The 14,424-nt window shown below is 71.4% G+C and carries 11 protein-coding genes and 1 pseudogene; 5 read left to right on the top strand and 7 right to left on the bottom strand.

Translation table 11 applies throughout. The features are described 5' to 3' along the window. Positions 1-76 precede the first annotated feature (76 nt). Together ACLBXO_RS20875 and ACLBXO_RS20870 are read right to left on the bottom strand one after the other, a co-directional pair. Entirely contained in the window at positions 77-1,294 is a 1,218-nt protein-coding gene (locus ACLBXO_RS20875; RefSeq protein ID WP_447686582.1) for an LL-diaminopimelate aminotransferase, read from the bottom strand. 110 nt (positions 1,295-1,404) lie between these two features. Beyond that, positions 1,405-1,806 (bottom strand): hypothetical protein, encoded by a 402-nt coding sequence (locus ACLBXO_RS20870; protein ID WP_447686542.1) that lies wholly within the window; start codon positions 1,804-1,806, stop codon positions 1,405-1,407. Between the two features lie 201 nt (positions 1,807-2,007). Here ACLBXO_RS20870 and ACLBXO_RS20865 point away from each other — a divergent pair, with 201 nt between their 5' ends. Then, complete coding sequence (locus ACLBXO_RS20865; protein ID WP_447686581.1) at positions 2,008-3,789, top strand: PHA/PHB synthase family protein; 1,782 nt, start codon at positions 2,008-2,010, stop codon at positions 3,787-3,789. Between the two features lie 181 nt (positions 3,790-3,970). On the opposite strand, the gene ACLBXO_RS20860 is transcribed toward ACLBXO_RS20865, so the two are convergent. After that, positions 3,971-5,284, bottom strand: a complete 1,314-nt coding sequence (locus tag ACLBXO_RS20860) for an OmpP1/FadL family transporter (protein ID WP_447686541.1) — start codon at positions 5,282-5,284, stop codon at positions 3,971-3,973. Positions 5,285-5,697: 413 nt separating this feature from the next. On the opposite strand from ACLBXO_RS20860, the gene ACLBXO_RS20855 reads away from it, so the two are divergent. The 3 genes from ACLBXO_RS20855 to bioB all read left to right on the top strand — a co-directional run bounded on the left by ACLBXO_RS20855 (position 5,698) and on the right by bioB (position 8,962). After that, entirely contained in the window at positions 5,698-6,582 is an 885-nt protein-coding gene (locus ACLBXO_RS20855; protein WP_091979324.1) for a fumarylacetoacetate hydrolase family protein, read from the top strand. Positions 6,583-6,774: 192 nt separating this feature from the next. Further along, positions 6,775-7,917 carry a methyl-accepting chemotaxis protein gene (locus tag ACLBXO_RS20850; protein WP_447686540.1) on the top strand — a complete coding sequence of 381 codons (1,143 nt, stop codon included), beginning with the start codon at positions 6,775-6,777 and terminating at the stop codon, positions 7,915-7,917. Positions 7,918-7,948: 31 nt separating this feature from the next. Next, entirely contained in the window at positions 7,949-8,962 is a 1,014-nt protein-coding gene (gene bioB / locus ACLBXO_RS20845; protein WP_447686539.1) for a biotin synthase BioB, read from the top strand. Between the two features lie 88 nt (positions 8,963-9,050). Here the strand turns inward: bioB and ACLBXO_RS20840 are convergent, their stop codons facing one another. The 4 genes from ACLBXO_RS20840 to mnmA form a co-directional block, all read right to left on the bottom strand. Then, the gene (locus tag ACLBXO_RS20840; RefSeq protein ID WP_331315411.1) at positions 9,051-10,538 is read right to left on the bottom strand and encodes a sensor histidine kinase; all 1,488 of its coding nucleotides are present in this window, start codon (positions 10,536-10,538) and stop codon (positions 9,051-9,053) included. Between the two features lie 211 nt (positions 10,539-10,749). Beyond that, entirely contained in the window at positions 10,750-11,553 is an 804-nt protein-coding gene (locus tag ACLBXO_RS20835) for a TVP38/TMEM64 family protein (protein WP_447686538.1), read from the bottom strand. Beyond that, positions 11,550-12,203 (bottom strand): class I SAM-dependent methyltransferase, encoded by a 654-nt coding sequence (locus tag ACLBXO_RS20830; protein ID WP_056531444.1) that lies wholly within the window; start codon positions 12,201-12,203, stop codon positions 11,550-11,552. Before ACLBXO_RS20830 ends, ACLBXO_RS20835 begins: the two co-directional genes overlap by 4 nt. A 25-nt stretch (positions 12,204-12,228) precedes the next feature. Then, a complete protein-coding gene (gene mnmA / locus ACLBXO_RS20825) occupies positions 12,229-13,383 on the bottom strand; it encodes a tRNA 2-thiouridine(34) synthase MnmA (RefSeq protein WP_447686537.1) in 1,155 nt (384 codons plus the stop codon). Between the two features lie 239 nt (positions 13,384-13,622). Here mnmA and ACLBXO_RS20820 point away from each other — a divergent pair. Beyond that, a pseudogene (locus tag ACLBXO_RS20820) lies at positions 13,623-14,424 on the top strand (flagellar hook-length control protein FliK); the annotation flags it as partial.

Genomic DNA, 14,424 nt, shown 5'->3' with positions numbered 1-14,424 from the left:
TGACAAGCGCCGGAGCGGGGCGCCGACACCTTTGACGGCGCCTGTCGCCCCGCGGCAACAATTTGCGCGGGCCGGCCTAGCCGGTCCGGGCCATCGGCAGGACGTTGTGCAGCGTCTTGTCGGTGGCGTCGAAGAACCGGCGGATATTGCGCGCCGCCTGTCGGATGCGCTGCTCGTTCTCGACGAGGGCGATGCGGACGTACTCGTCGCCGAACTCGCCGAAGCCGATGCCGGGCGCGACCGCCACGTCGGACTTCTCCAGGAGCAGCTTGGAGAACTCGAGGCTGCCCAGCTCCCGGTAGCGCTCGGGGATCGGCACCCAGGCGAACATCGAGGAGGCGGGCGACGGGATGGTCCAGCCGGCCTTGCCGAAGGACTCGACCAGCGCGTCGCGGCGCTTCCGGTAGATGCTGCGCATCTCGTGGATGCAGTCGTCCGGCCCGTTGAGGGCGGCGGTCGCGGCGACCTGGATCGGCGTGAAGGCGCCGTAATCGAGGTAGGATTTCACCCGGGTGAGCGCCGCGAGCAGGCGCTCGTTGCCCACCGCGAAGCCCATCCGCCAGCCGGCCATCGAGTAGGTCTTCGACAGCGAGGTGAACTCCACCGTGCAGTCGATGGCGCCGGGCACCTGCAGCACGGAGGGCGGCGGGTTGTCGTCGAAGTAGACCTCCGCGTAGGCGAGATCCGACAGCAGGATCAGCTCGTGCTGCTTCGCGAAGGCCACGAGGTCCCGGTAGAAGTCGAGGCTCGCCACGTAGGCGGTCGGGTTCGACGGGTAGCACACGACCAGCGCCACCGGCTTCGGGATCGAGTGGCGCATGGCCCGCTCCAGGGCGGGGAACATCGCCGGGGTCGGCTCGGCCGGCACGGAGCGGATGACGCCGCCGGCCATCAGGAAGCCGAAGGCGTGGATCGGGTAGCTCGGATTCGGGACCAGCACGACGTCGCCCGGCGCGGTGATCGCCTGGGCCATGTTGGCGAACCCTTCCTTCGACCCGAGGGTCGCCACGACCTGGGTGTCGGGGTTCAGGGTCACGCCGAAGCGCCGCTGGTAATAGCCTGCCTGGGCCTTGCGCAGACCGGCGATGCCCTTGGAGGCCGAGTAGCGATCCGTGCGCGGCCGCCCGGCCGTCTCGCACAGCTTGGCGATCACGTGCTTCGGGGCGTCCAGATCCGGGTTGCCCATGCCGAGATCGATGATGTCGGCGCCCTGAGCTCGGGCGGCGGCCTTGATCCGGTTGACCTGCTCGAAGACGTAGGGCGGCAGTCGCTTGATGCGGTGGAAGTCGGTCATGGGCGTGTCCATCGGCGCGTCCCGGGTCCGGCGTCTCTCGTCTGGGCCGGTCGGGCGAACCACGTGCTCTACCAGAGTTGCGGGCCGCCGCCGACCCTGAAAAAAGACCGCTACTGCGACGCCGCCGGGGCCGGCTTGATGGTGGCGGCCGCGCCCCGCCCGGCGCTGGCGGCGGCCCGTCCCCGGGCCTCGTTGCGGCCGCGGGCGCCCTCCAGCTCCGCCTCCAGCGCCTTCTGACCCGTGACCGACTTGGCCCGGACCGGCCGCTTCGGCGCGTCGACGCCGACCGGCATGAAGTCGGGCTGCACCTTGCTGCGCGTGTCCGTGACGAAATCCGGGGCCGCGACGACCCGCGGCCCGTAGCCTGCATCCGAGGCCAGGGAGCGGACGACGTCGCCCGAGCAGGCGCCGAGCGCGCCGACCAGCACGCCCAGTCCGGCCGCGCGCGTCAGGCAGCGCAGCGGGCCGGCGCGGCGCGGGCTGACGGCGGGGTTCAAAATGGCACGATCCATCGTCACATGCGTATGAAAAGATCGGCCGGATGTTTCGACGACGTCCAGAGCCGGGCTGGCGAAAACTCTGGCTCGCTCCCTATTTTGTCGGAAACGAGGCCCGCGCCATCGGGTCAACAGATGAAGCACAGGGAGGCACGTTTGACGAGCCCGCAGGCGCCGGATCGGACCGCCCCACCGAAGTCGGTCTCGAACGGCGCGATGCCGGACGGCACGGTCGCCCCGATGCCGGATATCGAGGCGCTCTCCCGCAATGCCGGACAGTTCGTCGAGGCGATGGGACGCAACGTCGCCCGCCTCCTCGGACCCGAGGGCCAGGCGGGCGCGCCCGGCAGCGAGATGAACGAGGCGGTCAAGGTGCTCGGTCAGGTGGCCGAGGCCTGGCTCGCCGATCCGAACCGCAGCGCCGAGGCGCAGGCGCGCCTGTCGCAGGCCTTCCTGTCGCTCTGGGGCTCGACCTACCTGCGCCTGCAGGGCCAGCCCGCCGATCCGGTGGCGCTGCCCGAGCCCCGGGACGCGCGCTTCGCCCATGCCGAGTGGTCGACCAACCCGTATTTCGACTTCCTCAAGCAGGCCTACCTGCTGGCCACCCGCTGGGCCGAGAGCCTCGTGGACGAGGCCGAGGGGCTCGACGCGCACACGCGTCACAAGGCGCAGTTCTACCTGCGCCAGCTCACCAGCATGCTGTCGCCCTCGAACTTCCTGCCGACCAATCCGGAGTTGATCCGCCACACCCTGCAGGAGAACGGCGCCAACCTCGTCCGCGGCCTCAAGATGTACGAGGAGGATCTGGCGGCCGGCGGCGGGCAGCTGCGCGTGCGCCAGACCGACCCGAGCGGGTTCGAGGTCGGGCGCAACATGGCGGTCACCCCCGGCGAGGTGGTGTTCCGCAACGACCTGATCGAGCTGATCCAGTACGCGCCCAGCACCGAGACCGTGCTGCGCCGCCCGTTCCTGATGGTCCCGCCCTGGATCAACAAGTTCTACATCCTCGATCTCAATCCGCAGAAGAGCTTCCTGAAGTGGATGGTCGACCAGGGCCTGACGGTCTTCTGCATCTCCTGGGTCAATCCCGATTCCCGCCACGCCGACAAGGACTTCGAGTCCTACATGCGGGAAGGGATCGAGGCGGCCATTGACGCGATCGGCGTCGCCACCGGCGAGAGCGAGGTCACGGCGGCGGGCTACTGCGTCGGCGGCACGCTGCTCGCGGTGACGCTCGCCATGCAGGCCGCCACCGGCAACCGGCGGATCAAGAGCGCGACGCTGCTCACCACCCAGGTCGACTTCACCCACGCGGGCGACCTGAAGGTCTTTGCCGACGAGGAGCAGATCCGCCAGGTCGAGGCGCGCATGGCCGAGCAGGGCTACCTGGAGGGCGCCCGGATGGCGAACGCCTTCAACATGCTCCGGCCGAACGACCTGATCTGGCCCTACGTCGTGAACAACTACATCAAGGGCAAGGCACCCTCAGCCTTCGACCTGCTGTACTGGAACTCCGACGCCACCCGGATGCCGGCGGCCAACCACTCGTTCTACCTGCGCAACTGCTACCTCGACAACACGCTGGCGCAGGGACGGATGGTGCTCGGCAACGTCCGCCTCGACCTCAAGAAGGTTCAGGTGCCGATCTTCAATCTCGCCACCCGCGAGGACCACATCGCGCCGGCACTGTCGGTCTTCGAGGGCTCGAAGGTGTTCGGCGGGAAGGTCGACTTCGTGCTCGCGGGCTCGGGCCACATCGCGGGCGTGATCAACCCGCCGTCCAAGCCGAAATACGGCTACTGGACCGGCGGACCCGTGAAGGGGACGCTGGAGGAGTGGATCAGGGCCGCGGTCGAGACCAAGGGCTCGTGGTGGCCCTACTGGTTCCAGTGGATCGAGGCGCAGGCGCCGGAGCGGGTGCCCGCCCGGCAGCCGGGCGGCGAGGCGCTGCAGTCGCTGGGCCCGGCGCCCGGCACCTACGTGCGGATGCGCGCCTGAGGCGCACGACGCACGCGGATCGACTGGGTGACCGGCCGCGACGCCCACGGAGCCGCCCCGTCATTGCGAGCGGAACGATGCGACCCAGGCAGCGCGGCACCCGTCCGCGCGGCGCGACCCCGGGTCACCTCGCTGCGGTCACCGAGGCGGCGGCAGCGAGGCGCGCGAGCAGAGCTGGCTGTCAGTACTTCCGCACGAGCGGCGCCGGAGCCGGGGCCGGCGGCGCGCCGAAGACGTAGCGGAAGCCGACCGAGACGATGTCGGCGCTGGAATCCACCACGCCCGCGAAGGCGATGTTGCTGATGTTGTAGTCGCGGCCGATGCCCGCGAGGATCCGCGACCGGTCCAGGAAGAAGTGCGAGTAGGCGAGGTTCAGCGTCAGCTGCTGGCTCCAGCGGTAGCTGGCGCCGACCGAGACGTTGTACCGGTCGCCGTCCGGCAGGCGCACCGAGCGATTCCGGAAGTCGATGGGCGAGGTCTCGTAGGCGAAGCCGGTCCGCAGCGTCAGGTTCGGGGACGCGTCGTACTCGGCGCCGATCGCGTAGGTGAACCCGTCCTTGTAGTTGAGCGGCAGGTTGTTCACCGGCAGGCCGATCGTCTTCGACACGATGCCGATGGTGCCGAGCCTCGACCAGTTGTCCCACTCGAAGCCGAGATTCACCCGCGCCACCGGCGAGACCGCCTGGGTCAGGCCGACGCTGAGCTTGTCGGGGGTGTTGAGCTTGGCACGGACCTGACCGGCGAGCGGGGCCAGGGCGACGAGCGGCACGCCGATCGAACCGTCGATGTCGTGGTGCACAGAGGAGCGGTAGCCGATGCCCAGCACGGTCCCGTCGCGGGGCGTCAGCGTGGCGCCGGCGGTGAAGCCCGCGCCCCAGGATTCGCCCTTGAGGAAGGAACTCGGATACGAGGTCGGCAGGATGCCGGGAATCGGCAGCGCCTGCCGCAGGGTCAGGCGGAAATACTCGATGTTCGGGCCCGCCGCGATCGAGAGCCACTCGTTGACCTTGAAGCCGATGACCGGGTTGATCGCCAGCGAGAAGATCCGCGACGAGCGTCCGTAGACCTCGCCCGCCCACACGTCGCGCGGCTTGGTCACGAGGCCGAACGGGGCTCCGGTGGAGAGGCCGAGCCAGAGGCGGTCGTTGAGCTGGTAGGAGGTGGCGCCCGCCGGCACGACCGCGCCCTGGCCGATATCGCCGGAGCCGCCCAGCCGCGCGAAGCCCGGATTGGTGCCGGCATCCGGACGGATCGTCGAGGACAGGCCGATGAAGGTGAAGTTCTGCTCCGCGACGAAGCCCGGGTTCATCGTGATCGTCGCGGGATTCCAGAACATCGACGAGACGCCGCCCGATCCCGACGCCGCGCCCGCGAAGGCCAGCCCCTGGGCCTCGGTGCTCTGCTCCCGGATCCCGAACGCCCCCGCCTGCACCTGCCCGGCGCCGAGGATCACCGCCGTCGCCGCCAGCATCGCAGCGCGAACCGTCCCGCCCATCTGTTCCCCCAAGCCTTCTCGTTCTGCTGGGCGCCGTCGATTATTCGAGACCCGTTATGCGGCGACCTTTCGTGCATGGTGCCGGCTTAAGGGGCAGAATCGCAATGACCCCGATCATTTTCGGCACCGAGTGGAATAGCAGTAGAGCAGCGCCGGTAAATGGCGACTTCACGCGCCAAATCGCGGAATCAGCGGCGCTTTTCAGTCTTGATTCGAGCTGCCCTGCCGAGACGACGTTAGGAACAATAAATCCAGACGCGGTCGACCCAGCATTTTTCCGCCGTCCTGTGGCCCGGCTGCGACACCCGGCGGGCGGACCCGCAGCCGCGGCCGGCCTTGCACCCGGATCGAGGCCCGGCCATGGTCCCGGCGTCCGGCGCAGACCGGTACAGGGAAGGATGAGGAGTGCGACCATGAAGCTCTTCCGGCACGGCCCGAGCGGCGACGAGAAGCCCGGCCTCGTGGATGCCAGCGGGGGGCTGCGCGACCTGTCGGGCATCGTGCGCGACATCGCCGGGCCGGCCCTCGCGCCCGACTCCCTGGCGCGTCTGCGCGCCCTGGATCCCGAGACCCTGCCGAAGCTGTCGCCGGACGTGCGCCTCGGCCCCTGCGTCGGCGGCACCCGGAACGTCGTCGCCATCGGCCTGAACTTCGCCGACCACGCCGAAGAGACGGGCTCGCCGATCCCCGCGGAGCCGATCATCTTCAACAAGGCTCCGTCCAGCCTCTGCGGGCCGAACGACACCGTCATCATCCCGAAGGGATCGCACAGCACCGACTGGGAGGTGGAGCTCGCCGTGGTGATCGGTCGGCGGGCCAGCTACGTCCACGCCAACGAGGCGCTGAGCTACGTGGCGGGTGCCTGCATCTGCAACGACGTCTCCGAGCGCGAGTGGCAGATGAACCGCGGTCCGACCTGGACCAAAGGCAAGAGCGCCCCGACCTTCGGCCCCCTCGGGCCCTGGCTGGTGACCCTCGACGAGATTCCCGACCTGAAGAACCTCGCCATGAGCCTCGACGTGAACGGCGAGCGCCGTCAGACCGGCTCGACCGCCACGATGATCTTCGACGTTCCCCAGCTCGTCGCCTACGCGTCGCACTTCATGCTTCTGGAGCCCGGCGACGTGATCACCACCGGCACGCCGCCGGGCGTCGGCCTCGGCATGAAGCCGCCGCGCTACCTCAAGGCCGGTGACGAGATGGTCCTGCGCATCGACCGGCTCGGCGAGCAGCGCCAGAAGGTCATCGCCTTCGACGACTGGACCGCCAAGGTCTCGGCCGGCGAGCCGACTCACTGACACGTCGCGCCGCCGCCCATGCGCCGGCGGCGGCGCGGTCTCCGCGACACCTCAGCGATACCGGTGATTGCCCGATACCGGGGCCGGACGGGGCGTCTATATACCTTCGATTGAATTCTGGACCGATTTTCATATTGCAAGTTAGATCGCGAGTTTTGATCAATTAAGGCAGCGTTATATTATACCTGTAAAATGCCCGCACCGCCGATCGGGCCAGACATGACTTCGACAATTGATTTTCCGAGGAACGGCATCTCCGGACCGGGCCACGAGCCGCCGACGCTCAGATCGATCGAGATCCTGGCCGATGCCGTGAAGCAGGCGGCTCAGGAGAAGACCGGCCGGATCCGGCGGATCACGGCGCAGACCAAGATCCTCGCCCTCAACGCCCTCATCGAGGCCGCACGGGCCGGAGATCAGGGACGCGGCTTCGCGGTCGTCGCTCAGGAGGTGCGCGCCCTCGGCGAATCCGTGGACGTCATCGCCGGCGAGCTTGAACTTCACTTGGCCGGCCGCATCGTCGAGCTGCAGCGCACCGTCGAGACGATGGCGGGCCGCGTCCAGGGGGAACGCCTGGTCGATCTCGCGCTCAACGCTGTCGAGCTGATCGATCGCAACCTCTACGAGCGGACCTGCGACGTGCGCTGGTGGGCGACCGACGCCGCCGTCGTCGCCTGCGCGGCCGATCCCGGCCCGGCCGCGGCGGCCTTCGCGGGCGAGCGCCTCGGCATCATCCTCTCGGCCTACACGGTTTATCTGGATCTCTGGATCTGCGGCCTGGACGGCCGGATCCTCGCGACCGGCCGCGGCGATCGCTACCCCGGCCTGCAGGGCCGGAGCGTCGCGGGGGAAGCGTGGTTCCGGGACGCGCTCGCCCTGCAGAGCGGGGACGCGTTCGTCTGCGCCGACGTGCGTCGGGAGGATGCGCTGGGCGGCGCCCAGGTGGCCACCTACGCGGCCAGCGTGCGGTCGGACGGCCGGGCGAACGGAGCCCCGCTCGGTGTCCTGGCGATCCATTTCGACTGGGCGCCGCAGGCCCACGCCATCGTTTCGGGGATCCGCGTCGCGCCGGAGGATCGGGACCGCACCCGCGCGCTGCTGGTCGATGCCGGCGGCCGGGTGCTCGCCGCCTCGGATCAGGCCGGGCTCCTGACCGAGCGGGTGTCCTGCCGGATGGAGGACCGGACGAGCGGAGTCGTGCTGGATCCGCGGACGGGCACGGTCACGGCGTTCCATCGGACACCGGGCTACGAGACCTATCGCGGGCTGGGCTGGTACGGCATGATCGTCCAGACCGACCCATCGGCCGGGACTTCCACCGCGCGGCCCGCTTGATTTCTGGCCGCCGATCCGGCTCAAACACCGGATGAGCGCGACTTCCCTTCCCGGTTCCCAGCAGCCCGACCTCGGCGACATCCGCCACGACTGGAGCGTTGCGGAGATCCGCGCGATCCACGACCTGCCGCTGATGGATCTCGTCTTCCGGGCCGCGCAGGTGCATCGCCGCCACAACGACCCCGCCGACATCCAGCGGGCCGCGCTCCTGTCGATCAAGACCGGCGGCTGCCCGGAGGATTGCGCCTACTGTCCGCAATCGGCCCATCACAAGGGCGCGGGCGTCGCCCGCGAGCGGCTGATGCCGGTGGAGACGGTCCTGGCCGAGGCGGCCGCCGCGAAGGCCGCCGGCGCCCAGCGCTTCTGCATGGGCGCCGCGTGGCGCCAGCCGAAGGACGGCCCGGAATTCGACGCGGTGCTCGCCATGGTGCGCGGCGTGCGCGGCCTCGGCATGGAAGCCTGCGTGACGCTCGGGATGCTCACGCCCGCGCAGGCCGGGCGCCTCGCCGAGGCCGGGTTGACCTCCTACAACCACAACCTCGATACCGGCCCGGATTTCTACGAGGACATCATCTCCACCCGGACCTACGACGAGCGTCTGCAGACCCTCGCGAACGTCCGCGAGGCCGGGATCGGCGTGTGCTGCGGCGGCATCGTCGGGATGGGCGAAGGTGTCACCGACCGCGCCGCGATGCTCCAGGTTCTCTCCAACCACGCCCCCCATCCGGAGAGCGTGCCGATCAACGCCCTCGTGGCGGTGCCCGGCACCCCGCTGGAGGACCAGCCGCCGGTCGATCCGTTCGATCTCGTGCGCATGTGCGCCACCGCGCGGATCGTGATGCCGCGCTCCCGCGTGCGGCTCAGCGCCGGCCGCAAGAGCCTCACCCGCGAGGCCCAGGTGCTGTGCTTCCTCGCCGGCGCCAACTCGATCTTCTACGGCGAGCGGCTGCTCACCACCGCCAACAACGGGCAGGACGACGACGCGGCGCTGCTCGCCGATCTCGGCATCCGGGTCGGCGAGCCCGTCCGGGCGGCGGCCGAGTAGAGGCGGCGACGCCGGCCCGCGTCGCGCCGCTCCGGTTCGACCCGTCGCGCGCGATCGCCGTGGTGACGCCCGCCCGGGGACGGCCCCGTCAGGCCTCCGGCAGCACGATCCGGAAGCGCGCGCCGCTCATCCCCTCGTTCTCGCAGGCATCGAGGGTAAGGGTACCGCCGTTGATCCCGATCAGCTCGGCGGCGATCGGCAGCCCGAGACCGGTGCCGCCGGACCGCATGGAGCCCTGGAACGGCGCGAACAGGTTCTCCCGGGCGCGGGTCGGGAGACCGGGGCCGTTGTCGGTGACGAGGATCGTGATCCGGCCCGACGCCGTGCGCGAGGCGACCACCCGCACGGTGGCCTCCGGCACGGCCGCGCCGTCCAGCGCCTGCACGGCGTTGCGCACGAGGTTGGCCAGCGCCCGCCCCAGCTGCTCCGGATCGGCCTGCACGGAGAGATCGCCTGCCGCGACCTGGACGGAGACCGGATGCGCCGCCAGGGCGGCGAGATCCGGAAGCTCAGCGAAGATCGGCGCCAGCGGCGTACTGGTCAGGAGCGGCGTCCGCTCGGAGACGCGCCCGTAGGCGAGGGTCGCCTCGCAGAAGCGGATCGCGCGGGCCAGCGTCCCGACGAGGCGGGGTGCGACGCGCTGCACCGTCGGATCTTCGGTACCCTCCAGGCGGTCGCCCAGGAGCTGCGCGCCGGTCAGCAGGTTGCGCAGCTCGTGGCTGATCTTGCTGACCGCGAGACCGAGTTCGGCGAGCCGCCGCTTCTGCCGGAGCTGGTCGGCGAGGCTGCGCTGCATCCGCCCGAGCGCCCGCTCGGCCTGGCCGATCTCGTCGCTCCGGCGGGACGGCGCGATGATCCGCCCGGCATCCTCCGGATCGTCCGCGAAGGCCGTGATGCTGGTGGCGAGCCGCCGCACCGGCCGCACGATCAGCACCTGCAGCACCACGAAGACGAGGCCGGCGGCGGCGGCCGCGATGATCAGCGAGGAGACCAGCAGGCGCAGCGCGTAGTCGATCATGGCGGTGCGCAGCGGCGCCTCGTCGAGCAGGATCTCGACCCGGTCGAAACCGATCCCGCCCGCACCGACCACGCGGATCGGCTCGTGGACCGGCGCCACGAGAGTGCGCCACGCGCCCCGGATCGCCGAGAGGGCCGTGACGTCGCGCAGGTCGACCGTATCGGCGACCTGTTCGGGCATCGGCTCGATGGCGAGCAGACGCTGGGCGCCGCCCCCGCGGACCGCGATGGCCCGGGCGTTCACGCCGGCCAGGAGCCGGCTCTCGAGCGGCTCGGAGACCGGCTCGCCGGTCCGGCCATCGAGGACCAGGGCGGCGACCTGCGCGGCCGCCAAGCGGTCGGACATCCACTCGATCCGGTAATTGGCCACCGCCGGCACGTAGGTCAGCACCTCGGCCACCACCACGAACGCGACGGTGACGAGGAACAGCCGCCCGGACAGCCCGAGGCGCGCCGTGCGCCGCTCGGACAGGTCGCGGGCCGGAGCGGGCGCCGGCTCTGCCGGCGCCGCGGCCTGATCGGACTCGAGGGACACGCCGGTCACGCTCCGGGCGGGCATCGCGGATGAGGATCGGCGGAGAGAGGATTGAGAAAGCTCGAGCCGGGTCCGGCCTTCGCGGGATACATGTTCGCAAGCCACAGATTCGCAGGCGGGAATACAGGCTCTCGGCGGCGAGCACTATACGATATCCACCCCCAGGCGGATCCATGGGCCGTCGGGCACGGGAAAAGCGGGGCCGGCGGCGGATCGCGTATCGCGGCGCCGCCGTTCAGCCGCGCCGGACGCGCCGGCTCAGCAGCATGCTGACCAGGGCGAAGACGGCCAGCATCGCGAGACCCGCCACCATCTTGGGCGTGACCAGGGCACGGAGGGTCAGGGCCTCGTCGCAGCCGCCCGCCCCCACCGCGAGGCAGGCCGCCCTGGCGGCCGCGTGGGTGGCGACGACGTCCTCGATGCCCGCGCCCGTGGTCGCGTACACGAGCGCGCCCGGGAGCAGCCCCAGGAACGTCGCGAGGACGAAGACCCGCATCTTCACCCCGAAGGCGGCGGGGGCGAGGTTGGTCACCCAGAACGGGAAGAGCGGCAGGAGGCGCAGCACCGCGATGTAGCCGAAGGCGTCGCGCCGGAAGCCCTCGGCCAGCCCGGCGAGGCGCGTGCCGCCCATGCGCCGCAGCAGGTCGGCGCCCGGCCCGCGGCCGATGGCGAACACGATGGCCGCCCCGGTGGTGGCGGCACAGACCGCGGTGAGCGCCCCCGGCACGATGCCGAACAGGAAACCGCAGACCATCGTCAGGATCAGCGTGGCCGGCACCGACACGACGACGGCACCGACATAGAGGCAGTAGGCCGCGACCAGCGCGCGGAGATAGCCGGCCTCGACGAAGCCGCGCAGCCAGAGACGCGACGCGAGCAGCCGATCGAGGCTGAGGAGCTGTGCGGCCCCCGAGACCAGGACCACCGCCGACACCGTCAGAAGGAGCACGAGCGGGAGCCAGCGCCGCATACGCTTCCAGCGTCCCTCGCGGAGGCCGGCGCGGCCCTCGGCGACGGGCGCGTTGCCGGTCCCGCTCACCCGGGCTTGCGCATCCGCAGGATCTTGAAGAACCCGCCCGGGAAGGTCGGCTTCAGCCCCAGGACCTCGACGCCGTTGCGCCGCGCCCAGGCCTCGATCCGGGTCGCCTTGAAGTCCGACGACCAGCCGATCTTCGTGCAGAGCGGTGCCACGACCTCCTCGACCCGGGCCAGAGGCCCGTCGCTCTGGCCGAAATGGTTGGCGAGCACGATGCCGCCGCCGGGGCGCACCACCCGCAGGAACTCCGACATGGCGGCCTCGGGGTCGGGCACCAGGGTGATCAGGAACTGCGCCACGACGGCGTCGAAGCTCGCGTCGGCGTAGCCCAGATGGCAGACGTCCATCACCTGGAGCCCCTTCACGTGGGCCAGATTCCGGCGCCGGACCTTGGCGCGCGCGCGCTTGAGCATGTCCTCGGACAGGTCGACGCCGCAGACGAAGCTGGCCTTCGGGTAGTATCCCAGCGCCAGCCCGGTGCCGACGCCGGCCTCCAGGATCCGCGGTCCGTGCTCGGCGGCAGCCTCGACGGCCGCGCGGGCGGCGGGCTCGGTGAGCTTGTCGTAGACCACGTCGTAGACGGGGGCCCAGCGGGCATAGGCCTTGCGCATCAGGGCCGTGCTCGGCCCGGCCATCTGCGGCTCGCTCAGCATCGTTCGAAGGTTCCAGAGGTTGAGATCAGGCGGCCTCGCGGGGCCGGGCCGACAACGCGTCGACACGCCGGATGGTGCCGCCGCCCAGGACCCGGGCCCGGGGGCCGTCATCCGCGTAGATCGCGCAGGCCTGCCCCGGCGACACGCCGTCCTCGGGCTCGGCGAGCACGACCTCGGCCGCGCCGTCCGGCCCGACCGTCAGCGTTGCCGGGCGCGGCGGCCGGGTCGAGCGCACGCGGACCGCCACCGGCAGGTCGCGTATGGACGCCGCCGGCCCCTCGCCGAGCCAGTTGAGGTCCGAGAGGCGGATCCGGGTGGTGGCCAGCGCCGTGCGCGGCCCGACCACCACCCGGGCCGAGTCCGGCTCCAGCCGCACGACGTAGAGCGGCTCGGGCCCGGACAGTCCGAGGCCCTTCCGCTGGCCCACCGTGTAATGCACGATCCCGTCGTGCCGGCCGAGAACGTGGCCTGCGAGGTCGACGATCTCGCCGGGCCGCGCCGCGTCGGGGCGCAGACGCGCGATCACGTCGCTGTACCGGCCCTGCGGCACGAAGCAGATGTCCTGGCTGTCCGGCTTCTCGGCGAGCGACAGGCCGAGATCCTTCGCGAGCGCGCGGGTCTCGGTCTTCTCCATCTCGCCCAAGGGGAAGCGCAGGAAGTCCAGCTGCTCCGCCGTGGTCGCGTAGAGGAAGTAGCTCTGGTCGCGGGCCGGGTCGAGGGCGCGGTGGAGCGCCCGGCCGCCGCCCGGAAGCGCCCGGCTGGCCACGTAGTGGCCGGTGGCGAGCGCGTCGGCGTCGAGGTCGCGGGCGAGGCCCAGCAGGTCGCGGAACTTCACCGTGCGGTTGCACTCGACGCAGGGGATCGGCGTCTCGCCCGCGAGGTAGCTCTCGGCGAACTTCTCGATGACCTCGTCGCGGAAGCGATCCTCGTAGTCGAGCACGTAGTGCGGGATGCCGAGATGCTCCGCCGCCGCCCGGGCATCGTGGATGTCCTGGCCGGCGCAGCAGGCGCCCTTGCGGTGGCTCGCCGCGCCGTGGTCGTAGAGCTGGAGCGTCACGCCGACCACGTCGAAGCCCTGCCGCTTCAGCAGGCCCGCGACCACGGAGGAATCGACGCCGCCGGACATGGCGACGACGACGCGCGTCTCGTGGGGGGCTCTGGGAAGATCGAGGGCGTTCATCGCGAGGGTCCGCAGCCGCCGGCCCGGAAGCTTCCTGGCTGCACGGGCCGTCTATAGCGGGACTCCGCCCGGCTTTCCAGGGCGGGCGGGCCGGACACTGGGCAGATCCTGCCGGGCGGGCGGCAGGTTCGATCGGGCAGGCCCCGCGCGCCGAGGGAAGAGAGCGAGCAATGTCAGGAACTTAGCCGGACGGTTCGGTGGCGCGCGCCTTGCTGCGGAGCGGCTCAGAGGAGTCCGGTATGGCAAGCGGCGCGGCGGATCGGTTGGATGTCACCACGTGGATCCCGTCCGCGCGGGCCGCGCAGGGGCAGCGTTCGGGCTGGGAAGCCGCGGGCGTCGCGGCCCGGGCCGGCAATTCCGCGCAGGACCGCTTCGGCGCCGCCTTGAGCGCCGCCCAGGCCCGCGACGACGCGGCGGCGGCGCGAGCCCGCGCCGCCGATCAGCGCGACGTCGCCGACTCGGCCCGCGCCCGTCAGGCCGATCTGCGCGATCAGGCGGACGCCGCGCGGGTCGCCAGTGACCGCGCGCGGGATGCGACACTTCAGACCGAGGCCCGGGCCGCGGACAAGAAGGCCGACCTCGCCAAGGCGGCGGATTCGCCGGGTCCGACGGCAGGGGCTTGGCAGGCAGAGGGGCAGCCCTCGGCCGCGGGTGCGCGCGCCGGAGCTCGACAGGCGGGCGCGGCGCGCGGCGCCGAGACGGGCCGGGCGGACACCGCCGGGCAGCAGAGGTCCGAAGCCGTCGCGGCCGGACAGGATCCGACCTCCGACCCGGCCGGCACGGCGACTCCCGAGGCCGTCGCCGACGCCGCGGCGCTACAGCAGAAGACAGAGCCCGCCGCGCAGACGGCGGGTTCGAGCCCGTCCGCCTCCCTGCTGGCCCTCGTCGCCGCGCTGTCCGAGGGCGGCGCCGCGACCGGGACGGGCAAGGCCGAGGCGGATGCGGATGCCGGCACGGCGCCGACGCAGGACGGCGCCGCGGCGCTCCCCGGTGCCGGCACGGCCGGCGCCCCGCCCGGCGCGGGCGCGCAGGGCGGCGGCC

This window comes from Methylobacterium sp. C33D (assembly GCF_053345825.1).
This window is presented reverse-complemented; position numbering and strand designations above follow the sequence as displayed.